Here is a 24,812-nt window from a genome sequence, read left to right on the forward strand (position 1 = left end):
CGCGTCGCCGTCGCGGCGCCGCAAGATCGCCGCCGCGATGCCGCCGGAGGGCCGCCGGAGCAGCGCCGACGAGTGATCCGGTCGGGGCCGGATCACATAGCGCCCCCATCCCGGCTCTCATACGCTTCGTAAACGAGGGCACTCGTACTCACGCAAGAGCGCACTCGCACCACTCGGGAAGAGGACACATGACTGCCGACCCCACCGACCCCGAGGCACTCGAGGACACGGACGACACCGGCGGGACCGAGTTCGGCGTGGAGGCCCCCGAGGCCGACGCCGCCGAGCAGCGTACGGATCTCGCACCCCGGCGGGACGACCCGCTGACCGGCGTGGACCCGGCTCGCGGCAGCGAGGCGGACCTCGTCGAACAGGCGAGGGTCGTGGAACTCGACGAGGACGACTATCGGTGAATCTGACCCGGAGCGGTCACCGGTGACCGCTCCGGCGGCCGCTCCGGGACACTCACCGGGAGTCCGACGAGCCCGTCATACCCCCCTATGGCGCGTTATGCGCGATTTCACCGGCGTCCGGTCCGTGAAATTCTGCGCTCGCACCGCGCACACCACGGTTACCGAAAAGTACGATGGCCGCGCGGCGCTCACCGCATGTGGACGATTTTGGGAGGCGGCGTGACAGCCATCGAGCAGACAGAGGCAGCACGCCCGCGGGGCACACGCCTGCCGCGCCGTGCCCGACGCAACCAGCTCCTCGGCGCCGCCCAGGAAGTGTTCGTTGCGCAGGGATACCACTCGGCCGCGATGGACGACATCGCCGAACGCGCGGGCGTCAGCAAGCCGGTTCTCTACCAGCACTTCCCCGGCAAGCTCGATCTCTACCTGGCGCTGCTGGACCAGCACTGCGAGTCACTGCTGCAGGCCGTACGGACCGCGCTGGCGTCCACCACGGACAACAGCCTGCGTGTCCGGGCCACCATGGACGCCTACTTCGCGTACGTGGAGGACGACGGCGGCGCGTTCCGCCTGGTCTTCGAGTCGGACCTGACGAACGAGCCCGCGGTGCGCGAGCGCGTGGACAAGGTCACGTTCGAGTGCGCGGAGGCCATCTGCGAGGTCATCGCGGAGGACACCGGTCTGTCCAAGGCCGAGTCCATGCTCCTCGCCTCCGGCCTCGGCGGCCTCGCCCAGGTGGTGGCCCGCTCGTGGCTGCACAGCGACCGCAGCGTGCCCCGCGACGAGGCCGTCCAGCTGCTGACCTCGCTGGCATGGCGCGGCATCGCCGGTTTCCCCCTGCACGGCACGGAGCACTGAGCACCCAGCACCGCGGGTCATCACCGGAGGCCACTTTGTTCCCACAGAGTGTTCGCTCCTGGCGTTCTCGGGCGGAGCATGTACGTCCCCTCACCGGGCTAGTGTGTGCTGCGTACGGCGCGGACGAACGCGCACATCAGTGACCGTCGGAGGGACATAGCCGTGGAGGTCAAGATCGGCGTGCAGCACGCGCCTCGCGAGATCGTTCTGGAGAGCGGTCAGACCCCTGAAGAGGTCGAGCGCGCTGTGTCCGAGGCGCTGGCAGGCAAGTCGCAGCTGCTCACCCTCGTGGACGACCACGGCCGCAAGGTCCTGGTCCCTGCGGACCGCCTCGCCTACGTGGAGCTCGGCGAGCCGACGACCCGCAAGGTGGGCTTCAGCGCGCTGTAGGGCGTGAGGGAAGGGGCTCGGCGGCATCGGCCGCCGAGCCCCTTTTCCATGCCCGCCGCCGTCTCCGCTTCGGTGCCCGCGCACGGCCGCCCCGGGGCGGTCGCGTCCGCTCGCGCGGGCTTCACGGATGGAGCACATGCCGTCCGCGGAGGGGATTGCATTCCGCAGGTCACGGGTATGACGGGCTACGACCGAAGTGCACACTGCCGTGCGGGAGGGACCCCTTATGTTGTTGGAAGCGCTCGGCTCCGCGATCCTCGGTCTGGCTCTGGCCTGGACGGCGGCACACCGCCTGCCGCACCGCCTGCCGGTCCGTCGCCTCGTCCTGTCGACGGGCATCGCGGGCGCCCTCTTCGGCGCCTTCCTGACCCACACCGCTCTGGGCTCCGTCGGCTTCCTGCCGGTGATGCTCGGCGCGGTCGCCGTCTCGGCGGCCTCCGTGTCGCTGCTCCTGCGCCCGGCGGGAAGACTCCACCGCCGCTCGGCGACGGTGTGAGCGACGACTCCGAGGGCGACGACCCGGCCGGCTGAGGTACACCCCGAGGGTGCGCGGGAAACAGCGCGGCCCTGGGGTGTTCCCGCCCACCCGCGGGCGACGGACCGCGCCGAGACGGCTCAGGCGGCCAGGCCCAGCGCCGCCATCCGCTTCGTGTGCGCCTCGGTGATCCGCGAGAACATCCGGCCCACCTCGGCGAGATCGAACCCGTCGGCGACACCGCCGACGAGCATCGTCGACAGCGCGTCCCGGTCGGCGACCACTCGCTGCGACTGCGACAGGGCCTCTCCCATCAACCGCCGCGCCCACAGCGCGAGCCGCCCGCCCACCCGCGGATCCGCGTCGATGGCGCCCCGCACCTTCTCGACGGCGAACGAGGCGTGCCCCGTGTCGTCGAGCACACCCAGTACGAGCCGCCGGGTGTCGGAGTCGAGCCGGGCCGCGACCTCCCGGTAGAAGTCACTGGCGATCGAGTCGCCGACGTACGCCTTGACGAGCCCCTCCAGCCAGTCGGACGGGGCCGTCTGCCGGTGGAACCCGTCGAGCGCGGCGACGAAGGGCTCCATCGCCTGCGTCGGCTCCGCCCCGATCCCGGTCAGCCGGTCCCTGAGCTGCTCGAAGTGGTGGAACTCCGCCGAGGCCATCTTCGCCAGCTCCGCCTTGTCCGCGAGCGTCGGCGCCAGCTTGGCGTCCTCCGCGAGCCGCTCGAACGCCGCCAGCTCCCCGTACGCGAGCGCCCCGAGCAGATCCACGACCGCGGCACGGTACTGGGGGTCGACGGAGGCCTTCGCCCAGTCCTGGGCGGCGACTCCGGTGTGTTCGGCGGGTACGTCGGAAGCGTTGTCAGGGGTCGTCATGAAGCGCACAATAGCCCGCCCGCCGTACGGCGGAAGGCCCTGGTCAATCAGTGTGACAACGGCTACGTGACCAAATCGGCCATCGCATATGCGTGATTCCGGGGTATGGTGGTAATGCGCTCGCTGAGTTGATCTACGTAACTCGACGGGCGATACGAATGAGGATGCCCGGTCGGAGGCCCGATCGGCTCCGACCCGACAGCCCTCCCCGTCGGTACGGCACATTGCGTACGACACCCGGAGGGAACCCTCAGCGGTACGAGCGCTCGAGCGTCGGCAGTGGTCCCATGCCACCCGGCCCGCCCGTCAAGAGCGGCCGACGTCCCCGGCACGGTCCCAACACGACCCCCGCGCTCGCCTCGCACCGCGTACACAGAAGAGGCAGCACCCTGACTACTTTCCGAGAGCTCGGAATCCTTCCCGAGACCGCCGAAGCCCTTGAGGCCGTCGGTATCACCAGTGCCTTCCCCATCCAGGAGATGACGCTCCCCGTCGCCCTTACCGGCACGGACGTCATCGGCCAGGCCAAGACCGGCACCGGCAAGACGCTGGGCTTCGGCCTCCCGCTCCTCGAGCGCGTGACCGTCCCCGCGGACGTCGAGGCGGGCCGGGCGAAGCCCGAGCAGCTCACCGACGCCCCGCAGGCCCTCGTCGTCGTCCCGACGCGCGAGCTGTGCACGCAGGTCACGAACGACCTGCTGACGGCCGGCAAGGTCCGCAACGTCCGCGTTCTCGCCATCTACGGCGGCCGGGCGTACGAGCCGCAGGTCGAGGCCCTGAAGAAGGGCGTCGACGTGATCGTCGGCACCCCGGGCCGTCTGCTGGACCTCGCGGGCCAGAAGAAGCTCGACCTCAAGCACATCAAGTCCCTCGTCCTCGACGAGGCCGACGAGATGCTCGACCTGGGCTTCCTGCCCGACGTCGAGAGGATCATCAACATGCTGCCGGCCCGCCGCCAGACGATGCTGTTCTCGGCGACCATGCCGGGTGCGGTCATCGGCCTCGCGCGCCGCTACATGTCGCAGCCCACGCATATCAACGCCACCTCGCCGGACGACGCCGGCCAGACGGTGCGCAACACCAAGCAGTACGTCTACCGCGCGCACAACATGGACAAGCCGGAGATGGTCTCGCGGATACTGCAGGCCGACGGCCGCGGTCTCGTGATGGTCTTCTGCCGCACCAAGCGGACGGCGGCGGACCTCGCCGACCAGCTGCAGCAGCGCGGCTTCGCCTCCGGCGCGGTCCACGGCGACCTCGGCCAGGGCGCCCGCGAGCAGGCGCTGCGCGCCTTCCGCAACGGCAAGGTGGACGTGCTCGTCTGCACCGACGTGGCCGCGCGCGGCATCGACGTCGAGGGCGTCACGCACGTCATCAACTACCAGTCCCCCGAGGACGAGAAGACGTACCTGCACCGCATCGGCCGTACGGGCCGCGCGGGCGCCAAGGGCATCGCGATCACCCTCGTCGACTGGGACGACATCCCGCGCTGGCAGCTCATCAACAAGGCGCTGGACCTCGGCCTGAGCGACCCGCCGGAGACGTACTCCACGTCCCCGCACTTCTACGAAGAGCTGAGCATCCCGGCGGGCACCAAGGGTGTCCTCCCGCGTGGCGAGCGCACCCGCGCCGGTCTCTCGGCCGAGGCCGTCGAGGACCTCGGCGAGACCGGCGGGCGCGGCGCTCGCGGCCGCGGTGGCCGTTCCGCCGGTCCCGCCCCGGTCGCCGAGCGCGAGCGTGAGCGTCCGGCGCGCACCCCGCGCCGCCGCCGTCGTACGCGCAACGGCACGGCGCTGGACGCCGCGGAGCCGCAGAGCGCGCAGACCCCGCAGAGCACGCAGGACACCACCGAGTCGGCCCCGGCCACGGAGTCGCGCACCCCGCGCCGGCGTCGCCGTACGCGTGCCGGATCCGGGTCGGAGGCCGCCGTGACGGCGGTCGCCACGGCCGAGGGCACGGCTGTCGAGGTCGCGGCCGTCGAGGCCACCGCACCGGCCGCCGAGACCGCGGCGGTGGACAGCGAGGGCAAGCCGCGTCGCCGTCGTACGCGTCGCACGGCGGAGGTCGCGCAGCCCGAGGCCGCCGTCGTCGAGGAGGCCCCCGCGGCCGAGCCGGCCCAGGTCGCCGAGGTCGCCGAGGTCACCGAGACCAAGCCGCGCCGTCGCACCCGCAAGGCGGCCGGGACCGCGGTGGACACCGCCGAGGGCACGGCCGTCGAGGTGGCGGCGGTCGCCGAGACCAAGCCCCGTCGGCGTACGCGCAAGGCCGCCGAAGCCGCGGTGGAAGCCGTCGTGGACCCGGTCGAGGCCGTCGAGGCCAAGCCGCGCCGGACCCGCAAGGCCGCCGCCCCGGCCGCCGAGGCCGCCCTGGACACCGCCGAGGCCGCGGAGGCCAAGCCGCGCCGCCGGACCCGTAAGGCCGCCGAGGCCGCCCCGGTCGCCGAGGCCGGAATCCCCGCCCAGGCGACCGAGGAGCCCGAGGTCAAGCCGCGGCGCCGCGCCCGCAAGGCCGCGGTCGCCGAAGCCGCCCCCGTCGCTCCGGTGGAGGAGGCGCCCGTCGCGGAGGCCAAGCCGCGCCGGCGTACGCGCAAGGCCGCCGAGACCGCGGTGGACACCGCCGAGGGCACGACGGCCGAGGCACCGCAGGCCACGGCCACCAAGCCGCGGCGCACCCGCAAGGCCGCCGCACCCGCGGAGGCCGCGGAGAGCGCCGTGGACACGGCCGAGGCCACCGAGGTCAAGCCGCGCCGCACCCGCAAGGCCACGGTCGCCGAGGCCGGCATCCCGGCCCAGGCCACCGAGGCCGCCCCGGCCGAGGCTCCGGCCAAGCCGCGCCGCACCCGCAAGACGGCCGCCAAGGCCACGGACGCGGTCGCGGAAGCCGTTCCGGCCGAGGCCGCCCCGGCGGCCAGGCCCCGCCGTGCGCGCAAGACGGCCGCGCCCGTCGAGGCCGCGGACAGCTGAGACACACCACCGACGGCCCGGTCCCCGTGGTGGGGGCCGGGCCGTCGGCGTTCCACGGCCCCGCCGTGGGTACCGCGTCGCGGCCCCTCCCGGTATGCCGCCAGGGAGGTTCCCCGGATAGCCTCCTTCCCATGAGCAGGCCCGCCACCTTCGTCCCGCCCTCCGGAGCCCGCGCGTACCGCCTCGGCACCGCGCGCGGGGAGTTCGCCGTGATCGACGCGGGCACTCCCGTGAAGGGAACCGCGTTGCTGCTGCCCGGGTTCACCGGCAGCAAGGAGGACTTCATCTCGCTGCACGAACCGCTGGCGGCGGCCGGGTACCGGACCGTCGCGGTGGACGGCCGCGGCCAGTACGAGTCACCGGGCCCCCGGGACGACGAAACCCCTTACGCGCAAGCCGAGTTGGCGCAGGATGTGCTCGCTCAGGCCGACGCGCTGACCGACCGCCCCGGGGAACGGTTCCACCTCCTGGGGCATTCGTTCGGCGGCCAGGTCGCCCGGGCGGCCGTCCTGCTGGCCCCAGCCCGTTTCCGGTCGCTCACCCTGGTGGCCTCCGGGCCCGCGGAGATCTCCCCCTCCCAGCAGCAGCGGGTGAAGCTCCTGCGGGACGCGCTCGCCGTGATGGACATGGATCAGGTGTGGGAGGCGATCAGAGCGCTGGACCCGCCGGAGGACGCCGAGGGCGACCTGGACGCCGGCCTCGACGACCAGGAGGACCTGAGGCGGCGCTGGCTCGGCAACAGCCCGGCCCAGCTCACCGTCGCGGGACGGCTGCTGTGCGAGGAACCCGACCGGGTGGCCGAGCTGGCAGCCGTACGGCTGCCCGTGCACGTCCTGTCGGGCGAACGCGACGACACCTGGCCGGTCCCGCTCCTCGACGACATGGCCGTACGCCTCGAGGCACATCGCACGGTCGTCCCCGGCGCCGAGCACTCCCCCAACGCCGACCGCCCCCTGGAGACCGCCGAGGCCCTGGCCGCGTTCTGGGACCGGGTCGTCGTCGGCTGAGAGGCCTGCAGGGTCAGTACTGGCCCTGCAGGTGCTCCCAGAAGCCGTCCCGCAGCGCCCTGCGCAGATCGGCCTGCCCCCGCAGCGAGTACTGCAGCAGCCCCTCGGCCTCCACCAGCAGGTCCTGGTCGACCGGGCCGGGCAGATACGGCCCGGGCAGCAGCTCCGCCAGCGACTCCCGTCCCCGCGCGGCCAGCCATTTCGCGACGATCTGCGCTCCCACGAACCGCACGTCCTCGCGGGTCGGCCTGCTCACCGCCGTGTCGTACGAGGCGGCGGTGCGCCGGGCGACGTACGGCTTGAAGAACTCCAGGTCGAAGGTGCGCTGGCTGTCGACCTCCCACAGCAGCGGCTCCGCCTGGTTGCGGCCCTCCGGTGCCTCGATGCCCCAGAGGTGGACCCGAGCCCCGTATCCCTGCGCCGCCTCGACGGCCGAGACCAGGTCCTCGTCGCCGCCGATGAGCGTCGCGTCGCTGATGGCGCGGTGCCGGGCCAGGGACTCCAGATCGGAACGGATCAGGGAGTCGACGCCCTTCTGCTGGTTGTTGGCGTTGAGGTTGCCGAGCCGGACCTTGACGTCGGGCAGCTCCGCGATGGACTGCTGTTCCGCGGTGTGGATGCGGCGCCGCGCCCCGTCGTACCAGTAGACGCGCAGGAGCCTGCTGTCCGCGAAGATCGTGCGGGCCCGGTCGATGAGTGCCTCGAGGAGCCCCTCGGCGTCCAGCTCGAAGGCCCGGCGGTCCTCCGTCCCGGCGACGAGCCGGCCCGCGGCCGCGTACAGATACCCGGCGTCGACGAAGATCGCGTGGGTCGACGGCGTCTTCGCCACCTCGGCGAGCACGCGCTGGAGCAGCTCGTTCGAGCGGTCTATGCGCGCGCCGAGGGCGGCGAGATCGTCGGCTGCCGCGAAGTCGTCATTCATATGCGCCTCATTGTCGCAGGACGTTACCGTGTGAACACAGTCGGTCCCGGTACTCGCAAGTAGTTAGACGTTCGAAAATTTTCTTTAGCGTAGGGAATGTTCGTAACAAGCATCCCGTTGACTCCTACGGGAACGAGGGGCACTGACGCCCCACTCACCCACCCACCAGTAGTTCTCCTTCAGGAGGATGACCAGACGAAGGGAGAAGCCCTTGCGCTTCGAAATCATGCGACTCGACGACGTCGACGGCACGCCCGTGGACAGCACCGTCGTGGACGCCGCCTCCGTCAACCGGATCGTCCAGCAGGCCGCCGCCATCGGGCAGCGCCTCTGGATCCGCCCGGCCGACACCTCGGCCTCGTAACAGCGGACGTCTGACAGACTTCGGAACCCCCGTCCGGCTCGACGCCGGGCGGGGGTTTCGCGTGTGCGGCCGCGTTCCACGAGGTGTTCAACTGTTCTGGACAACCATCGTGACCCCGTTGATGATCTGCTGCACGGCGATCGCGGAGAGCATCATGCCCGCGAGCCGCGTGACCAGCACGACACCGCCGTCCTTGATGACCCGGATGATCAGCAGCGAGTACCGCATCACCACCCACAGCACGACGTGGATGGCGACGATCGCCGCCCACACCGACACCCGGGTCGCCGCACTGTCGGCCTTCTGCACGGCCAGGATGACGGACACGATCGCACCGGGACCGGCGAGCAGCGGCATGCCCAGCGGTACGAGGGCGACGTTGACGTCCTTCGTCTGCTGGGGTTCGTCCGTCTTGCCCGTGAGCAGGTCGAGCGCGATGAGCAGGAGCAGCAGTCCGCCCGCGATCATCAGCGCGGGGACCGACACATGCAGGTAGTCCAGGATCTGGTGGCCGAGGAGCCCGAAGACGGTGATGACACCGCCGGCCACGCAGACGGCCTGGAAGGCCATGCGCTTCTGCACCTTGGCCGGACGTCCGGCCGTCAGCGCGAGGAAGATCGGGGTGATCCCGGGGGGATCCATGATGACGAAGAGCGTGAGGAAGAGGGAGCCGAAGACGGCGAGGTCGAACATGAGGGAGGCCTTGCGGAGTGTCGGAGAAGAGGTGAGCGTGCCCCTCGGGGGGCGGTGCGGGACGTCGTTGCGGCGCCGCCGCGTGGGTACGGCCTGGGGTGACCGCCCGCCCGGTGCGGGGTGCACGATCGGCCCACGGCCTGATGCGGCGGTCTCGGGTCGCGGCTTCTGCCCGCGAAGCGTTACGCGCCCGCGGTCCCGCCCGTGCCGGGCACGGGGAACGCGCCGGTCGCCCGCCGGGTGATCTCGCCGTAGACCTCGGGATCGGTCGTGAAGTCCCCGAGCTCGCATGTCTTGCGGCTGCCGTGGTAGTCGCTGGACCCGGTCGCCAGCAGCCCCAGTTCGCCCGCGAGGCCGCGCAGCCGGGCCCGGGTGGCCGGGTCGTGGTCCAGGTGGTCGACCTCGATCCCGTCGAGGCCCGCCGCGGCCAGTTCGGCGATCGCGGACTCCGGTACGGTCCGCCCCCGCTTGGCGGCGGCGGGATGCGCGAGGACGGTCACTCCGCCCGCGGCCTTGACCAGCCGGATCATCTCGAAGGGGTCCGACTCGTGCTTCTCGATGTGTGCCCGGCCGCCGTCGGAGAGCCACTCGGTCGTGAACGCGTCCGACACCGTGGGCACGACCCCCAGCTCGACCAGCGCGGTGGCGATGTGCGGCCGGCCCACGGACCCACCGGCCGCGATGCGCGCCACCTGCTCCCAGGTGACGGGCACGCCCATGTCCTGCAGCCTGCCGATCATCGCGCGGGCCCGCGGCACCCGGTCGTCGCGCACGAGTTCGCGCTCGCGCAGCAGGTCCGGTTCCTCGGGGTCGAAGAGGTACGCGAGCATGTGCAGGCCGACGCCGTCGAGGCGGCAGGAGAGCTCCGCGCCGGTCACCAGGGTCAGTCCGGCGGGCAGGGCCGCGATGGCCTCGGCGTATCCGCGGGTGGTGTCGTGGTCGGTCAGCGCGACGACGTCGAGACCGGCCGCTGCCGCGTTCCGCACCAGCTCGGCCGGGGTGTCCGTACCGTCGGAGGCCGTGGAGTGGCAGTGCAGATCGATGCGCACGACGCGGGCTCCAGACACGGACGGAACAAGAGGGACCGCTCAAGGATAGCGGCCCGCCCGACCAGCTCTGTCACACCCGTAATGGGGCTGTGCCCCCTACAACCGCCTCGCGGCGCCCCGACCGCCCCTCAGGGCCGCGGGAACCGCTCGCCCGGCCGCGTCCGACGCGTAGCCGGGCGGCCGCAGACGCCCCGCGCCGGTGGCCGCCGAACCTCCCGAACCCACCGAGCCCGCCGCAGGGGCGGCGTCACGGCTCGAGGATCCGCGGCGACAGCGCCCCGCAGGGCAGCAGGTCCACCTCGGCCCCGGCGTCCCGCAGGTCGGTCAGCACCAGCTCGTCGTACATCAGCAGCCCGGCCTGCTCGGGCCACACGACGGCCCACAGCCACAGCCCCCGCGCCTCGCCCGCGAAGACGGCGCGGTCGTCGGGCGTCCCGGAGACGTGCCACAGCGGCGTGGGCCGCCCCGCGGCCAGCACCTTCGTCTGGGCGGGCTTCTCGACGTTCATGTACGGGCCCGGGTCGGGGCCGTCCATTCCCGCGTACCGCGCGCCGAGCCCGACGCCGAGCTCCTCGGCGACGAGCACCAGCTCTCCTATGCCGCCGAGCGGTCCCGGTCCGGAGCACGCCACGGCCGTGGCCCGGCCGCCGCTGCGGTCGTCCCCGGCGAACGCCGCCCCCGTGAAGAGCCAGCCGACAGGCAGCGGCCACGGCATCCACACCGGTACACGCGCACGGTGCACGACCACACCGAGGGCCTCGACGCTGGGCGGGATCACGGGCTGCAGCGGATGCACGATGCCGTGCACATCGCACTGCCAGGAGTCGGCAAAGAGGCCGGGAGCCCTGACCCGGCCACCACACTTCGGGCAACTGGGTTCGCCCCTCATAGAGCCCAACGGTCCTCTCCGTCTTTCGCCGCGTCAAGGACGATCACCCGTCCGGCGTGTGCCTGTCACCGCTCCCCCACCTCGAAAAACTAGATGTAACTTGCATTCATTAGCCGAGCTAACTTATTATGTGTAAACGCCAACGATCCCCCCGCGAGCAGTGAAGGAGCGGACATGAACAGCAGCACGGGAGGCCCCACCGAAGGGGACACGTTCGACGCGGGAGCCGGCGGCCTCCTGCGTCAGCCGAAGGCGGTCTGGGCGACCGCCGGGGCATCCGTCGTCGCCTTCATGGGCATCGGCCTCGTCGACCCGATCCTGCCGTCCATCGCCAAGGGCCTGGACGCCACCGCCGGCCAGGTCTCCCTGCTCTTCACCTCGTACTTCCTGATCACCGCCCTCGCGATGCTGGTCACGGGCTTCGTCTCCAGCCGTATCGGCGGCCGCCGGACCCTGCTCCTCGGCCTGGCACTGGTCGTGGTCTTCGCCGGGCTGTCCGGCACGTCCGGCTCGGTCGGCGAACTCGTCGGATTCCGGGCGGGCTGGGGGCTCGGCAACGCCCTGTTCGTCTCCACGGCCCTCGCCGTCATCGTCGGCGCGGCGGCGGGCGGAAGCGCGGCGGCGATCCTGCTGTACGAGTCCGCACTGGGCCTCGGCATGGCCTGCGGACCCCTGCTGGGCGCGCTGCTCGGTGACGCCAGCTGGCGCTACCCGTTCTTCGGCACCGCGTTCCTGATGGCGATCGGGTTCCTGTGCATCACGGTGTTCCTGAAGGAGCAGCCGAAGCCGGCACGGAAGACGGGCCTGCTCGACCCGGTCAAGGCCCTCGGTCACGGCGGACTCGCCTCGGTCGCCGCCTCGTCGTTCTTCTACAACTACACGTTCTTCACCGTGCTGGCCTTCACGCCGTTCGTGCTGGACATGAGCCCGTACAGGTCCGGCGCGGTCTTCTTCGCCTGGGGCCTGCTGCTCGCCGTGTTCTCGGTGCTCGTGGCACCGCGTGTGCAGGCCCGGTTCGGTTCGCTGAAGGTGCTCGGCGGCTCGCTGCTGCTGCTCGCGGCCGACGTGCTCGTCCTCGGATACGGCAGCCACACCACGGCCGTCGTCTGCACGATCCTCTCCGGCGCCTTCATCGGTGTGAACAACACCGTCTACACGGAACTCGCCCTCGGCGTCTCGGACGCTCCCCGCCCGGTGGCGAGCGCCGGCTACAACTTCGTCCGCTGGTTCGCGGCCGCCGCCGCCCCCTTCTTCGCACCGCGGATCGAGGAGTGGACCGACATCCACGTCCCGTTCGTCGTCGCGGCGGTCACGGCGGTGCTGGGCGCGCTCGTCGTCCTCGTACGCCGGAACGCCCTCACGCTCCCCCACTCTCGGCTTCGCTCGAGCGGGGGGACCCCCATGGCGGAGGAGCTGGAGGAGCGGCACGCGGCCGAGGACGGCGTCACCGTCTTCGCGGGCTGAGGCCCTGCGTGTTCACAGGCCGGACGACGGTCGGCCGGAGTGTGAGATTCCCAACCGGACTTCCCCGGGCGGCCGTTGGGTGTCAGTCCAGGGTCACGGACCTGCGCGAGGGGTCGCGCAGGTCCGTTCCGCTCGCGAGCCAGCGCTCCTGGAGGGCTCCCGCACCGTGCACCCGCTTCCAGGCGGCCTCGTTCGGTGTCATGGGCAGCAGCGGCAGGAACCGTACGGGATCGAGGGGCGCGTCCAGTTCGAGGTCCTCGACGAGGCCGCCCGGCTCGGCGACCAGGACGGACGTGAAGGGGGCTCCGGGCCACAGCGGGTCACCCACGTCCAGCGAGGCACCGGGGGCCACGACCAGGCCCTCCACCTGCGGAGAGGCGGCCAGTACGGCGAGCGGGCGGAGCACCTTGTCGGTGTCGGCGGCACCGGCCCGCACGGAGAGGACGAGCTCGGCGCGCGGGCCCGCGACCGGGTCGGCGACGACCGCCGTGGGGTCGGCCATCGGCTGGGCGGACATGCCGAGCGTCGCGTAGCGGACGATCCCCGTGCCGGTGCCCGCGTCGGTGAAGCGGAGCACCTCGATACGGTCCGTACCGAGGAAGGTCACCGCGGCGCGCGCGTCCGGTTCGCCCAGCGCACTGCGCAACCGGGCCTCCACCAGAGGAAGAACATCAGCCATGCGCCGAGCATAGAACTCGTCGGTAGCGGGCAAAGCCACGGCTTGACACTTCAGGCGGCTGGTACTCTGGGCCGCTGGTCGGGGCAGCACGCAGAAGCGTCGCTCTCGAGTCCCGACCCACGTCTCGACAGTCTCGACGCAAGAGACTCCCCCACGGGGGACCGGCCGGAGGAGGTGGGGCTCCATGGATCGAAGTCGACCAGGTAGTACCACCCGCTCTTCCGGCTGCTGAGTCCCGCTCAGCTCCAGAGCTCACGCTCTCCTGGCTGCCACCTCACGCACTCGCGTCATGGCCGGTCCGGTCACAACGGAAGAGCACTTCGTTTTTCCTGATCTGTCTGAGTTTTTCTGATCTGTATCAGTAGCGAAGCTGCCACCGTGACGGTGCGGTGCTCCCCGCTTTGTGGACGTGCCAAACATCCGAAGTCAGGACGTCCCCATTCCGGGTAGTTCCACCCGTCGTCGGTGGTCTTCGTTCGCGAAGGAGCCAGCCATGTCGATGATCCACAACCTGCGTGCCGCGGTCCGCCCCTCGATGCGCAAGGACGGCGGCGCGTACGACACCACCCGGTCCGCCGCGGAGAGTTCGGCCGTCGTGGACTGCGCGGTCTACCGCGACGGCGCCCGCCTCCCGTCCGACGACAGCCTGACGCCGCGTGCGGCGATCCGTCAGGTGCGGCGCGACGGAGGGTTCGCCTGGATCGGTCTGCACGAGCCGACCGAGGACGAGTTCGCCGGTATCGCCGCCGAGTTCGGGCTGCACCCGCTGGCCGTCGAGGACGCCGTCCACGCCCACCAGCGGCCCAAGCTGGAGCGGTACGACGACACCCTGTTCGCCGTCTTCAAGACCATCCACTACGTCGAGCACGACGAACTCACCGCCACCAGCGAGGTCGTGGAGACCGGCGAGGTGATGTGCTTCACCGGGCGGGACTTCTTCATCACCGTCCGGCACGGCGGGCAGGGCTCGCTGCGGGCGCTGCGGCACCGGCTGCAGGACGACCCGGAGCTGCTCACCAAGGGCCCTTCTGCCGTGCTGCACGCCATCGCCGACCATGTCGTCGACGGGTACGTCGCCGTCGCCGACGCCCTGCAGGACGACGTCGACGAGGTCGAGACCGAGGTGTTCTCGCCCGGCCGCCGGGGCGGGGTCTCGCGCGGTGTCGACTCCGCGCGGATCTACCAGCTCAAGCGTGAGGTCCTGGAGTTCAAGCGCGCGGTGTCGCCCCTGATGCGCCCCATGCAGCTGCTGAGCGAGCGGCCGATGCGGCTGGTCGACCCCGACATCCAGAAGTACTTCCGCGATGTCGCCGACCACCTGGCGCGGGTGCAGGAGCAGGTCGTCGGCTTCGACGAACTGCTCAACTCGATCCTCCAGGCCAACCTCGCTCAGGCGTCCGTCGCGCAGAACGAGGACATGCGCAAGATCACGTCCTGGGCGGCGATCATCGCCGTGCCGACGATGGTGTGCGGTGTGTACGGCATGAACTTCGACCACATGCCGGAGCTGCACTGGCGGTACGGCTACCCCGTGATCATGGGCATCACGGTGGTGCTCTGCCTCGGCATCCACCGCACCCTGAAGCGCAACGGCTGGCTCTGAAGGCCCCGGCTACGCTGGCCCCATGACGGATCAGCTGCTCGACCAGGCCCTCGTCGAGGAGGCCACCAAGAAGTCCGGGCTCGTCTGGGTGCGGGGGCTCCCGGGCCAGGAGGACGGGGCGTCGTCCCGGGCCCTGTGGCACGTGTGGCACGACGGGGCCGTGTGTCTGGTCGGGGACGGGCCCGGCGAACAGCCGCTGCCGGACCTCGTGGACGGCGGCGACGCCGTTGTCACCGTCCGCAGCAAGGACAAGGGCGGCCGCCTCGTCTCCTGGTCCGCGAAGGTCGTGGAGCTGGCTCCCGGGTCCGAGGAGTGGGACGTGACGGTCGGCGAGCTGAAGGGCAAGCGGCTGAACGCCCCGGACGGCGAGGCCATGCCGGAGCGGTGGGCCCGCGAGTGCCGGGTGGTGCGGCTCGCGCCGACGGGTTCCACGACGGCGCTGCCCGACGGGTCGCTGGCCGCGGCGCCCGTGCCGACGTCGGCGACCACGCGTCGGGCGGCCCCGGCGGGGCTGCCGCGGCTGCTGTTCAAGAAGCGCAGGCGCTGAGCGCTCCGCGCGGGAGCCGAAGCGGGAGTGGGGCGGGTCGGGGCGCGGCGGGTCGATCTCGAGTGCGGGTGAGTGGGGGTTGAGCGCGCAGTCCCCCGCGCCCCTGAAGAGCGGCCGCTCTCAGGAGGTCGGGAGCTGCTGTCCGTAGTCGACCATCTCGTCCTTTTCCGGTGCCTTGAGCTCGAAGTCCTTGCCCCAGTCCGTCAGGCGGATCGTGCCCGCGTCGCCGGCGCGGACGAGGAGCAGCGGGTAGGGCTTGCCCTCCAGCGAGATGTCGATCTCGCCGCCGGAGCCCTTGTCGCCGGTGAGGCGGATGGTGCGGACGCCGTTCAGCTCGTGGTGGCCGTCGGTGGCGAGTTCGCCGTGCAGGGCGAGGAGACCGCCGAGCAGGACGTCCTTGTCGGTGAAGACGCTGAGCTGCTTGTAGGCGGGGTCGCCCTTGGGGACCTTCACGTACATGCCGTCGAGCTTGCCCGCCGCCTCGGTGTCGGACGTGCTGTCGTCGCTCTTGCCGTCCTGGTGGTTCCAGAAGTCCGCGTCGGCCTTGATGAAGAGGTGCTCGTCGACCCGCAGCAGCCTGAACGTCACACCCTTCGAGGTGACCGAGCCGGTACCGCCGTCGCCCTTGAGCTGCATGTCCAGCTTGTAGGTGCGCTTGTTGCTGACGACCGCTCCGGACAGCCGTACCGTCTCGGCGGCCTTGGCCGCCGCCTGGGTTCTGCTCTGGATCTTGGCGGGGGGCAGCTTTCCGACCCCGTTGGTCCCCGCGTCCGGATCGTCACCGCCGCACCCCGTCACCCCTGTCCCCGCCACGACGAGCGCGCACACGGCGCTCGCCAACGCGGCCTTACGGGTACGTCCCTGGGGAATCGCAGTCACAGGTTGCGCTGCCTCTCGTGCGGTTGTCCTCAACGGCGTACCGCAGCGTACCGGGGCCCGCGACGCCTCTCGGAGTCAGTCCGTCCGGACCGCTCACCAGGGCGTATCCGACCGGGACGGGCTAGCCTGAAGCCCACCCGAGCGGACATGGCAACCCATACCACCCGTACCGGAGCGCGTACGAGGAAGGAGGCGCTGGGATGGCGGCAGGCGCCCCCAGGATCTTCGTGTCGCACCTCGCCGGCATCGCCGTCTTCGACCCGAGCGGTGACCAGGTGGGACGCGTGCGCGACCTGGTCGCCATCCTGCGCGTCGGACGGCGGCCCCCTCGGCTCCTCGGCCTCGTCGTGGAACTGTCCACCCGCCGCCGCATCTTCCTGCCCATGACCCGCGTGACCGGCATCGAGTCGGGTCAGGTCATCACCACCGGCGTGCTGAACGTCCGGCGTTTCGAGCAGCGCCCCACCGAGCGGCTCGTGCTCGGTGAGCTCCTGGACCGGCGTGTGACGCTCGTCGAGGCCGGCGAGCCGTCCGAGACCGTCACCGTCCTGGACGTGTCCATCCAGCAGCTGCCCGCCCGCCGCGACTGGGAGATCGACCGGGTCTTCGTGCGGAAGGGGAAGCCGGGCGGTACGTTCCGGCGGGCCAGGGGGGAGACGCTGACCGTCGAGTGGTCGGCCGTCACCGGGTTCTCGCTGGAGGAGCACGGGCAGGGCGCCGAGAACCTGCTCGCCACCTTCGAGCAGCTGCGCCCCGCCGACCTCGCCAACGTCCTGCACCACCTGTCTCCCAAACGGCGTGCCGAGGTCGCGGCGGCCCTGGACGACGACCGGCTGGCCGACGTCCTGGAGGAGCTCCCGGAGGACGACCAGATCGAGATCCTCGGCAAACTCAAGGAGGAACGCGCCGCGGACGTCCTGGAGGCCATGGACCCCGACGACGCGGCCGACCTGCTCGGTGAGCTGCCGGAGGAGGACAAGGAACGGCTGCTGGCGCTGATGCGTCCGGACGACGCGGCGGACGTACGGCGGCTGATGGCGTACGAGGAGCGCACGGCCGGTGGTCTGATGACGACTGAACCGATCGTGCTGCGGCCCGACGCGACCGTCGCGGACGCGCTCGCCCGGGTGCGCAACCCCGACCTCTCCCCCGCGCTGGCCGCCCAGGTGTACGTGTGCCGTCCGCCGGACGAGACGCCGACCGGCAAGTACCTGGGGACGGTCCACTTCCAGCGGCTTCTGCGCGATCCGCCGTACACGCTCGTGGGCTCGATGATCGACGACGATCTGCGGCCGCTGGACCCGGAGGCCGTGCTGCCCGTCGTGGCGGGTTTCTTCGCGACGTACGACATGGTCGCGGCGCCCGTCGTCGACGAGAGCGGCTCGCTGCTGGGCGCGGTCACCGTGGACGACGTGCTCGACCACATGCTGCCCGAGGACTGGCGCGAGACGGAGTTCCACCTGGCCGAGGAGCCGTCCGCGCAGGCGTCCGGCGAGGGGGCCCCGCATGACTCCTGAGCGCGAGGCCCGCGAACGGGCCGCCACCGGGGCGACCGCCACCACCCGGCCGCGCATCCGGCTCGACCAGCCGCAGCCGCCGCGGCGCCGTTTCCTGCCCGAGTACGACCCGGAGGCCTTCGGCCGGCTCTCCGAGCGGATCGCCCGCTTCCTCGGCACGGGGCGGTTCATCGTCTGGATGACGGTCGTCATCATCCTGTGGGTGGTGTGGAACGTGTCGGCGCCGCGTGACCTGCGTTTCGACAACTACCCGTTCATCTTCCTGACCCTGATGCTCTCGCTCCAGGCCTCGTACGCCGCCCCGCTGATCCTCCTCGCGCAGAACCGGCAGGACGACCGCGACAAGGTCAACCTCGAACAGGACCGCAAGCAGAACGAGCGGTCCATCGCGGACACCGAGTACCTGACCCGGGAGATCGCCGCGCTGCGCGTGGGACTCGGCGAGGTCGCCACCCGCGACTGGATCCGCTCCGAGCTGGAGGACCTGGTCAAGGAGCTGGAGGACCGGCGTTCCGACGGGCGCGGCGACGGTCGTGTCGTATTCCCGGCAGAACACCCTCGGGGACGTGACGTAGACGACCGGTGAGAGGCTTTCCGGCCCGCCTGCCGGGCGCCGTACCATCGACCCCATGGCTACGGAAGACGCGGTGCGTGAAGCACTGGCGACGGTGAACGACCCCGAGATCCAGCGACCCATCACCGAGCTCGGGATGGTCAAATCGGTGGGGCTCGGCGCGGACGGCTCGGTCGCGGTCGCGGTGTACCTGACCGTCTCCGGCTGCCCGATGCGCGAGACCATCACGAAGAACGTGACGGAGGCGGTCTCGCGGGTCGAGGGCGTCACGCGCGTCGACGTCACGCTGGACGTGATGAGCGACGAGCAGCGCAAGGACCTGGCGTCCGCGCTCCGCGGCGGCCAGGCCGAGCGCGAGGTCCCCTTCGCCAAACCGGGCTCGCTCACGCGCGTGTACGCGGTCGCGTCCGGCAAGGGCGGCGTGGGCAAGTCGTCCGTGACGGTCAACCTCGCGGCGGCGATGGCCGCGGACGGCCTCAAGGTCGGTGTCGTGGACGCCGACATCTACGGCCACTCCGTGCCGCGCATGCTCGGCGCCGACGGCAGCCCGACCCAGGTCGAGAACATGATCATGCCGCCGTCGGCGCACGGCGTGAAGGTCATCTCGATCGGCATGTTCACCCCCGGCAACGCGCCCGTCGTGTGGCGCGGCCCGATGCTCCACCGCGCACTCCAGCAGTTCCTCGCGGACGTCTACTGGGGCGACCTGGACGTGCTGCTCCTGGACCTCCCGCCGGGCACGGGCGACATCGCGATCTCGGTCGCGCAGCTCGTCCCGAACGCGGAGATCCTCGTCGTGACGACCCCCCAGCAGGCCGCCGCCGAGGTGGCCGAGCGGGCCGGCTCGATCGCCGTCCAGACCCACCAGAAGATCGTCGGCGTCGTCGAGAACATGGCGGGGCTGCCCTGCCCCCACTGCGACGAGATGGTCGACGTCTTCGGCACGGGCGGCGGCCAGTCGGTCGCCGACGGGCTGACCCGCACCACCGGCGCCACCGTCCCGGTCCTCGGCTCCATCCCCATCGACGTCCGCCTCCGCGAGGGCGGCGACGACGGCAACCCGGTGGTGCTGACCGACCCCGACTCCCCCGCCGGCTCCGCGCTGCGCGCCATCGCGGGCAAGCTGGGCGGCCGTCAGCGCGGCCTGTCGGGCATGTCCCTGGGAATCACCCCGAGGAACAAGTTCTAGGCTCCCTGCGCGACGCCGGGGGCCGGGCGACCCTCCAGGGGCGCCCGGCCCCCGGCGACCGGTTACCTTCCGGCCGCACCCGGCGGACCGCACACACCGAAGGGGGCACCGTCACTCGACGGTGCCCCCTTCGGCCGGTCCCGCCGGTCAGGCGTACGTACCGATGTCCTTGATCACGGCGAAGGCCAGCCCGTACGCGCTCATGCCCCGCCCGTACGCCCCCAGGTGGACCCCTTCCTGGGTGGAGCCCGCAAGGACCCAGCCGAACTCGGACTCCCGGTAGTGGAAGGGCGTCGGCACCCCGTCCACGGGAAGGGACAGCGTCGACCAGTCGGAACCCGTCAGGTCGTCCGCGAGGACCCATGCCGTCTCGGTCTGCTGGTCCAGCCAGTCGTCGCGCAGGGTGTGGTCCATCTGGCCGGGCCAGGTGAAGGACAGCAGTCCCACCCCGGCGAGCCAGGCCGCGGAGGACACCGAGGTGGCCTCCAGCATTCCCGTGCCGTCGGCACTGCGCCGCACGGGGTTGGCCGCGACGGTGACCACGACCGCGAACCGTTCCTTGTCCTCGGTGGACTCGCTGCGTACCGACGGCTCGTCGCCGTGCCCGATCGAGCCGTGCTCAATGGCCCCGTCGGCCGAGGCGCCGACCTGCATCAGCCAGCGCGGCCCCGTGAAGGCCTCGTCGAGGCCGTACCACGGGAAGGGCGCCAGCAGGTAGCCGTCGACCGTGCGCCGGGCGGAGGGAACCTGCTGTTCGCCCTCCGCGGCCGGCGCCTGCGCGCCTACCCGACTTGTCGTCTCCATCTGCCCGGACGCCTCCTTGCTCTAGTCGAACCGGACGCTCCGCCCCCCTTCGGGCGTTCCTCCGGTCCGCACAACAACTAGGCAGGATAGCCACAGGTCTCCGGCAGGCCGGGAAACCGGTCGGCACTTGGCCCTCGTACGCGTCGCATCCGGCCCGCCCCGAGGGGACGGAATCCGGGCTGTGTACGGGGAGACGGACGGCGTTCGACTGAAAGTGAAGCGTGTTCCGGTCGGCGGGCGTGCCGCCCCCCCGGGGGGGGGGCGGGCCGCGGGGCGGGTCCGCCCGTGGCTCAGGTGGCGTCCGCGTCGAACGGCGGGCGCTCGTCCGGTTCGAGCTTCTCGCGCTTCTTCGTCATGTCGACGGAGCCGCCGGTGGAGCCCCCCGAGGAGGAGGAAGCGGACGAGGAAGCGGAGGACTCGATCTCCCGGCCGTGCACGGCGTCCGTGACGTCGGCCATCTCCTTCTTCAGGTCGAAGCCGTTACGGATCTCCTTGAGCCCCAGCTCGTCGTTGTCCAGCTGCTTGCGGATGAACGTCTTGGGGTTGAGGTCCTCGAACTCGAAGTCCTTGAACTCCGGGCCCAGCTCCTCACGGATGTCCGCCTTGGCGCTCTCCGAGAAGTCACGGATCTTGCGAATGGTGCGCGTGACGTCCTGGATCATCTTCGGGAGCTTCTCCGGGCCGAAGACGAGCACGGCAAGGACGACGAGCGTCACCAGCTCGAGCGGTCCTATGTCATTGAACACCTTGCAGCTCCTTGCGATGTCCTCGGCGCTCGGCAGGTCATTCCGTGGTCCGGGCCGGGTCCACGGTACCCGGCGATCCTGTCTGTCCGGTACTGTCCCGGGTCCCCCGACCGCGTGTGGAGGGCGGGTTTTCCAGGATGTTTGCCTTGGAGGGCGAGGGGGCGGGCCTCTCCCCGTGCGGTTCCTGCCGGATCCGCCGGCCACCGGCCCGTCGGCCCCGGTCCGTGCCGGTCACCGTCCGCGCCGGCCCCCGCCCGGGTCAGTCACCGTCGGCGGAGCCCAGGACGAGGGTGACCTTCCGTTCCTTGCCGTCGCGCTCCAGTGTCAGCTCCAGCTCGTCGCCGGGCCGGTGCGCACGCGTCTTGACGATGAGCTCCTCGCCGGAGTGCACGCGCTGCCCGTCGACCTCGGTGATGACGTCGCCGGCCTTGATGCCGGCCCGGGCACCGGGGCCGCCCCGGTTGACCGGCGGGCCGCCGTCGTTGCTCTTGGTGCCGACGCGGGCGCCGTCACCGCTGTACTCCATGTCGAGGGTCACGCCGATCACGGGGTGCGTCGCCCTGCCGGTGTTGATGAGTTCCTCGGCGACGCGCTTGCCCTGGTTGATGGGGATGGCGAATCCGAGGCCGATCGAGCCGGACTGGCCGCCCTCCAGGTCGGAGCCGCTGTCGGCGGAGCGGATGGCGCTGTTGATGCCGATGACGCGGGCCTTGGAGTCGACCAGCGGCCCGCCGGAGTTGCCGGGGTTTATCGGGGCGTCCGTCTGCAGCGCGTCCACGTACGAGATGTCGCTGCCGTCGCCCTCCTCGCCGCCCGCCGTGATGGGGCGCTCCTTGGCGCTGATGATGCCCGCGGTGACGGTGTTCTCCAGGTCGAAGGGGGCTCCGATGGCGACGACGGGGTCGCCGACCTGGACGTTGTCGGAGTTGCCGAGCGGGAGTGGCTTGAGGCCGCTGACGCCGCTGACCTTGACCACGGCGAGGTCGTATCCGCTGTCGTGGCCCACCATCTTGGCCCGGGCGGTCTGGCCACCGCTGAAGGTCACGGATATCTCGCCGCTGCCGTCCGCCGGGTCGACAACGTGGTTGTTGGTGAGGATGTGGCCACGCCGGTCGAGCACGAAGCCCGTGCCGGTGCCCTGCGCGTCCGAGCCGCTCACGTGCAGGGTCACCACGCTGGGCAGTGCGCTGGCCGCGATCCCGGCCACGCTGTCCGCTGCCCGGCCCTTGGCCTCGACACCGGCCTGCGGCAGCTCGACGTCCTCGATCCCGCCGGTCCGCTCCAGGTAGGCGCCCACGGCTCCGCCGACGCCTCCGGACACGAGGGCGAGGAGTGCGGCCCCGAGGACCAGGCCGCGCCGGGTCCGCCCGCGGCGCTCGCCCGGTGTCTCGACGGCGGCCCCACTGTTCTGGAGGGGAGCGGCGGCCCAGGGGTCGTAGTGCTGCCAGGGGATGTGGGGAGCGGGGGGCCCAGCGGCCGCGGGGGCCGCGTGCTGGGGGGCAGTGGAGTCGTGGGGCGGGGCGGGGTGAGGGGTGGAAGTGTGCGGGGCGGGGGCGTGCGGTGCCGGGGCGGGAGCGTGGTGGAGGGGGGCCGCCGACCGGTAGCCGACGGGCAGCTCCGGGCCGAGGACACCCTGCGCGTGCGGGTCGGTGGCATCGGACCCGGCCCGCCCGGCCGGGTCCTGGGGCGGAGCGACGGCCTCCACCGCCGTGCCGTGCGCGGGAGCCGGTCCGGGGTGCTGCACCGGCGGCGCGGGCGCCCAGGGGCCGGGTCCGCCGTACGGCGGCGTGCTGTAGGGGTCCGGATCGTGCAGGGGTTGGGGCCGGTCACCGGGCACGGGTGCCCGCGCGTCGTCGCTCACGTCGCCCGGGAGCGGTCCGGCGGCCGGACCCGGACCGGCTCCGGTGTCGCTGTCCGCGACCGTGGCCGCTCCCGCACGCGCGGGCTTCTCCAGCTCGAAGTCGCCGTCCATGTCGCCCCCGTGAAACCCACTCGGCCCGTCCCCCGCGGAAGCCGCGTCCGCCGGAGCGGGATCCGGCACGTGGGTCCGTGGCCGGCTCCACCACTTCGGCTTCGTGGGCTTCCCCTCGTCCATGTTCTCCCCACACCTGACCCGCGGCACGGCACGTCGGCGATCACCGCGGTACGTCGATCTCCGCGCCCGGATCACTGTGGCGGGCGCGGCCCATCCCTGGATTCAACCAGGTTCACGGGCCGCCGCGCAGAGAGCCCGTTCAGCCGGAGGAGGAAGGCACCGGTGAGGCGGACGGGTCGGCGGACGGCACCGCCGACAGAACGGACGCCTCGAACTCCGCGCTCGACGACCATGTGGTCAGGGTGACGGGCCGGGCCGGGGCGAGGTGATGCATGAGCGGGGACATGGCGACGGCACCCGCCACCACGGGGGTGGTCAGCGTGCGCAGCGCGTCCTTGTCCTGCTCCGCCGGGGCGGGGAGCCCGGGTGCCGGCACACCGGGCAACAGCGGCGCGGACATCTCGGTCTGCGCGCCGCCCTCCCCGGCGAAGGACCGCTGACCCTGTGCGAGGAGCGGCGCGACGGACCGGCGGCGCTGTGAGTCGGGGTTGGTCGCTCCGCCGGTGCCCGACGTCCGCATCGGGGTCACGTTGCTTCCGGAGCCCGATCCGCCTCGCGCGTCCGCGGTGTCCGCCGGTACACCGGTCGACACCCCGCCGAGCGCGATCGCGGCGAGCGAGACGGCACCGGCCGCGGCGGCCGCGAAGCGAAGGCCCCGGGAGGCCGACCGCTCGGCCTCGCGCCGGCCCATCTCATGGATGCGGAACCCGCGCTGCTCCGAGGGCAGCGCGGCCGCGTGGGGGCCGGAGGGCACGTAGCCGAAGGAGTCCGGCGTCATGTCGAAGACCCCGGAGGCTCCGAACGATCCCCGGCCCAGTCGTGGGCCCTCGCCGTCCTGGTCGCCTCCGCCGGGAAGCCCCTGGAGTCGGGCCAGGAAGCTCTCGGACGGCGGCGGCGGGGCGGCCTCCGCGAACACGTTCTTCAGTCGTCGCTGCTCGTCGGCCTCCGACTTGCATTTCGCGCAGGTGGCGAGGTGGGCCAGGACGCGCTCGCGCGCCTCGTGACCGAGCTCGCCGTCCACCAGGGCCGAGAGCCGGTCGCCGAGGTGCTGCTCGGCAAGGGGCCCGTCGGCGGGATTCAGCCGTGATCCACTCACGAGCTCGCGCCCCCTCCTCCCAGAGCGGGCACTCCGGTGACCGCGAAACCGCGGCGCTCGGCACGGGCCTCGGGAGAGCGGTGGGCGAGCGCCTTGCGCAGCTGGGAGCGGCCGCGGTGGATCCGGCTGCGGACCGTGCCGAGCTTGACGCCCAGGGTCGCGGCGATCTCCTCGTACGACAGTCCTTCGATGTCGCACAGGACGACCGCGGCGCGGAACTCCGGTGCGAGTGTGTCGAGGGCCTGCTGGACGTCCGCGTCGAAGTGCGTGTCGTTGAAGACCTGCTGCGGGGAGGGCTCGCGGCTGGGCAGACGCTCGGCCGCGTCGTCGCCGAGGGCGTCGAAGCGGATCCGCTGCTTGCGGCGGACCATGTCCAGGAAGAGGTTGGTGGTGATGCGGTGGAGCCAGCCCTCGAAGGTGCCGGGCGTGTAGGTCGACAGCGAGCGGAAGACCCTGACGAAGACTTCCTGGGTCAGGTCCTCGGCGTCGTGCTGGTTGCCCGTCAGGCGGTAGGCGAGCCGGTACACCCGGCCGCTGTGCGTGCTGACGATCTCCTCCCAGGTGGGCGGAGTCCACGCCTGCGAATCCGCGTCGGACGTGAAGGTCGCTGTCTGCGCGGAGTCGGCAGTGTGGGAAATGTCAGCAGTGTTGTTCACGGATTTCGGCTCACCCGCCGATCTGAGCAGGCGCCGGAGCACCCCTCCTCGATCCACAGGTA

General features: G+C 71.7%; 25 protein-coding genes. 13 read left to right on the plus strand and 12 right to left on the minus strand.

Annotated features, from left to right (window positions below):
• The first annotated feature begins 188 nt into the window (after positions 1-188).
• The 4 genes from O1Q96_RS38480 to O1Q96_RS38495 all read left to right on the plus strand — a co-directional run bounded on the left by O1Q96_RS38480 (position 189) and on the right by O1Q96_RS38495 (position 2,157).
• Positions 189-413 (plus strand): hypothetical protein, encoded by a 225-nt coding sequence (locus O1Q96_RS38480; protein WP_269252512.1) that lies wholly within the window; start codon positions 189-191, stop codon positions 411-413.
• Between the two features lie 219 nt (positions 414-632).
• Positions 633-1,271, plus strand: a complete 639-nt coding sequence (locus O1Q96_RS38485; RefSeq protein WP_217460117.1) for a TetR/AcrR family transcriptional regulator — start codon at positions 633-635, stop codon at positions 1,269-1,271.
• Positions 1,272-1,433: 162 nt separating this feature from the next.
• Positions 1,434-1,661, plus strand: coding sequence for a DUF3107 domain-containing protein (locus tag O1Q96_RS38490; protein WP_269252513.1), 228 nt, complete (start codon positions 1,434-1,436; stop codon positions 1,659-1,661).
• Between the two features lie 226 nt (positions 1,662-1,887).
• On the plus strand, positions 1,888-2,157 hold the full coding sequence (locus O1Q96_RS38495) for a hypothetical protein (RefSeq protein ID WP_269252514.1): 270 nt from the start codon (positions 1,888-1,890) through the stop codon (positions 2,155-2,157).
• A gap of 119 nt (positions 2,158-2,276) precedes the next feature.
• Here O1Q96_RS38495 and O1Q96_RS38500 read toward each other — a convergent pair whose 3' ends face one another.
• Positions 2,277-3,014 carry a ferritin-like fold-containing protein gene (locus O1Q96_RS38500; protein WP_269252515.1) on the minus strand — a complete coding sequence of 246 codons (738 nt, stop codon included), beginning with the start codon at positions 3,012-3,014 and terminating at the stop codon, positions 2,277-2,279.
• Between the two features lie 479 nt (positions 3,015-3,493).
• Here O1Q96_RS38500 and O1Q96_RS38505 point away from each other — a divergent pair, with 479 nt between their 5' ends.
• Together O1Q96_RS38505 and O1Q96_RS38510 are read left to right on the plus strand one after the other, a co-directional pair.
• Complete coding sequence (locus O1Q96_RS38505; protein WP_269252516.1) at positions 3,494-5,977, plus strand: DEAD/DEAH box helicase; 2,484 nt, start codon at positions 3,494-3,496, stop codon at positions 5,975-5,977.
• A 131-nt stretch (positions 5,978-6,108) separates the two neighbouring features.
• Entirely contained in the window at positions 6,109-6,984 is an 876-nt protein-coding gene (locus tag O1Q96_RS38510) for an alpha/beta fold hydrolase (RefSeq protein ID WP_269252517.1), read from the plus strand.
• Between the two features lie 13 nt (positions 6,985-6,997).
• Here the strand turns inward: O1Q96_RS38510 and O1Q96_RS38515 are convergent, their stop codons facing one another.
• The gene (locus O1Q96_RS38515; RefSeq protein ID WP_269252518.1) at positions 6,998-7,906 is read right to left on the minus strand and encodes an NYN domain-containing protein; all 909 of its coding nucleotides are present in this window, start codon (positions 7,904-7,906) and stop codon (positions 6,998-7,000) included.
• Positions 7,907-8,117: 211 nt separating this feature from the next.
• On the opposite strand from O1Q96_RS38515, the gene O1Q96_RS38520 reads away from it, so the two are divergent.
• A complete protein-coding gene (locus O1Q96_RS38520) occupies positions 8,118-8,270 on the plus strand; it encodes a hypothetical protein (RefSeq protein WP_007384531.1) in 153 nt (50 codons plus the stop codon).
• An 87-nt stretch (positions 8,271-8,357) separates the two neighbouring features.
• On the opposite strand, the gene O1Q96_RS38525 is transcribed toward O1Q96_RS38520, so the two are convergent.
• The 3 genes from O1Q96_RS38525 to O1Q96_RS38535 all read right to left on the minus strand — a co-directional run bounded on the left by O1Q96_RS38525 (position 8,358) and on the right by O1Q96_RS38535 (position 10,901).
• A complete protein-coding gene (locus tag O1Q96_RS38525) occupies positions 8,358-8,963 on the minus strand; it encodes a MarC family protein (RefSeq protein WP_269252519.1) in 606 nt (201 codons plus the stop codon).
• Positions 8,964-9,145: 182 nt separating this feature from the next.
• Entirely contained in the window at positions 9,146-10,012 is an 867-nt protein-coding gene (locus tag O1Q96_RS38530) for a PHP domain-containing protein (RefSeq protein WP_269253893.1), read from the minus strand.
• 247 nt (positions 10,013-10,259) lie between these two features.
• Positions 10,260-10,901, minus strand: coding sequence for a DUF6758 family protein (locus O1Q96_RS38535; protein WP_269252520.1), 642 nt, complete (start codon positions 10,899-10,901; stop codon positions 10,260-10,262).
• Between the two features lie 174 nt (positions 10,902-11,075).
• On the opposite strand from O1Q96_RS38535, the gene O1Q96_RS38540 reads away from it, so the two are divergent.
• Complete coding sequence (locus O1Q96_RS38540) at positions 11,076-12,365, plus strand: MFS transporter (protein WP_269252521.1); 1,290 nt, start codon at positions 11,076-11,078, stop codon at positions 12,363-12,365.
• Between the two features lie 82 nt (positions 12,366-12,447).
• Here O1Q96_RS38540 and O1Q96_RS38545 read toward each other — a convergent pair whose 3' ends face one another.
• A complete protein-coding gene (locus O1Q96_RS38545) occupies positions 12,448-13,044 on the minus strand; it encodes a suppressor of fused domain protein (protein WP_269252522.1) in 597 nt (198 codons plus the stop codon).
• 493 nt (positions 13,045-13,537) lie between these two features.
• Between O1Q96_RS38545 and O1Q96_RS38550 the strand changes: the two genes are divergently transcribed.
• Both O1Q96_RS38550 and O1Q96_RS38555 read left to right on the plus strand, forming a co-directional pair.
• Positions 13,538-14,647, plus strand: a complete 1,110-nt coding sequence (locus tag O1Q96_RS38550) for a magnesium and cobalt transport protein CorA (protein WP_269252523.1) — start codon at positions 13,538-13,540, stop codon at positions 14,645-14,647.
• A gap of 22 nt (positions 14,648-14,669) precedes the next feature.
• Positions 14,670-15,194: a hypothetical protein gene (locus O1Q96_RS38555; protein WP_269252524.1), complete on the plus strand. Its 525-nt coding sequence runs from the start codon at positions 14,670-14,672 to the stop codon at positions 15,192-15,194.
• Positions 15,195-15,314: 120 nt separating this feature from the next.
• Here O1Q96_RS38555 and O1Q96_RS38560 read toward each other — a convergent pair whose 3' ends face one another.
• A complete protein-coding gene (locus tag O1Q96_RS38560; RefSeq protein WP_269252525.1) occupies positions 15,315-16,073 on the minus strand; it encodes a hypothetical protein in 759 nt (252 codons plus the stop codon).
• A 200-nt stretch (positions 16,074-16,273) separates the two neighbouring features.
• On the opposite strand from O1Q96_RS38560, the gene O1Q96_RS38565 reads away from it, so the two are divergent.
• From O1Q96_RS38565 to O1Q96_RS38575, 3 genes are read left to right on the plus strand one after another with little or no spacing between them, the layout of a single operon-like run.
• Positions 16,274-17,590, plus strand: a complete 1,317-nt coding sequence (locus tag O1Q96_RS38565; protein ID WP_269252526.1) for a magnesium transporter MgtE N-terminal domain-containing protein — start codon at positions 16,274-16,276, stop codon at positions 17,588-17,590.
• Positions 17,580-18,176, plus strand: coding sequence for a DUF1003 domain-containing protein (locus O1Q96_RS38570; RefSeq protein WP_269252527.1), 597 nt, complete (start codon positions 17,580-17,582; stop codon positions 18,174-18,176). Before O1Q96_RS38565 ends, O1Q96_RS38570 begins: the two co-directional genes overlap by 11 nt.
• Before the next feature lie 43 nt (positions 18,177-18,219).
• A complete protein-coding gene (locus O1Q96_RS38575) occupies positions 18,220-19,353 on the plus strand; it encodes an Mrp/NBP35 family ATP-binding protein (RefSeq protein WP_269252528.1) in 1,134 nt (377 codons plus the stop codon).
• Between the two features lie 147 nt (positions 19,354-19,500).
• On the opposite strand, the gene O1Q96_RS38580 is transcribed toward O1Q96_RS38575, so the two are convergent.
• The 5 genes from O1Q96_RS38580 to sigE form a co-directional block, all read right to left on the minus strand.
• Positions 19,501-20,157 carry a hypothetical protein gene (locus O1Q96_RS38580; RefSeq protein WP_269252529.1) on the minus strand — a complete coding sequence of 219 codons (657 nt, stop codon included), beginning with the start codon at positions 20,155-20,157 and terminating at the stop codon, positions 19,501-19,503.
• Between the two features lie 290 nt (positions 20,158-20,447).
• Entirely contained in the window at positions 20,448-20,903 is a 456-nt protein-coding gene (locus O1Q96_RS38585; RefSeq protein WP_269252530.1) for a sec-independent translocase, read from the minus strand.
• Positions 20,904-21,162: 259 nt separating this feature from the next.
• Positions 21,163-22,998, minus strand: a complete 1,836-nt coding sequence (locus O1Q96_RS38590; RefSeq protein ID WP_269252531.1) for a S1C family serine protease — start codon at positions 22,996-22,998, stop codon at positions 21,163-21,165.
• Between the two features lie 139 nt (positions 22,999-23,137).
• Positions 23,138-24,094: an anti-sigma factor family protein gene (locus O1Q96_RS38595; protein ID WP_269252532.1), complete on the minus strand. Its 957-nt coding sequence runs from the start codon at positions 24,092-24,094 to the stop codon at positions 23,138-23,140.
• A complete protein-coding gene (sigE, locus tag O1Q96_RS38600) occupies positions 24,091-24,792 on the minus strand; it encodes an RNA polymerase sigma factor SigE (protein WP_269253894.1) in 702 nt (233 codons plus the stop codon). The genes O1Q96_RS38595 and sigE overlap by 4 nt, the downstream gene beginning before the upstream one ends.
• Positions 24,793-24,812 lie beyond the last annotated feature (20 nt).

This window comes from Streptomyces aurantiacus, assembly GCF_027107535.1.
Lineage (GTDB): Bacteria > Actinomycetota > Actinomycetes > Streptomycetales > Streptomycetaceae > Streptomyces.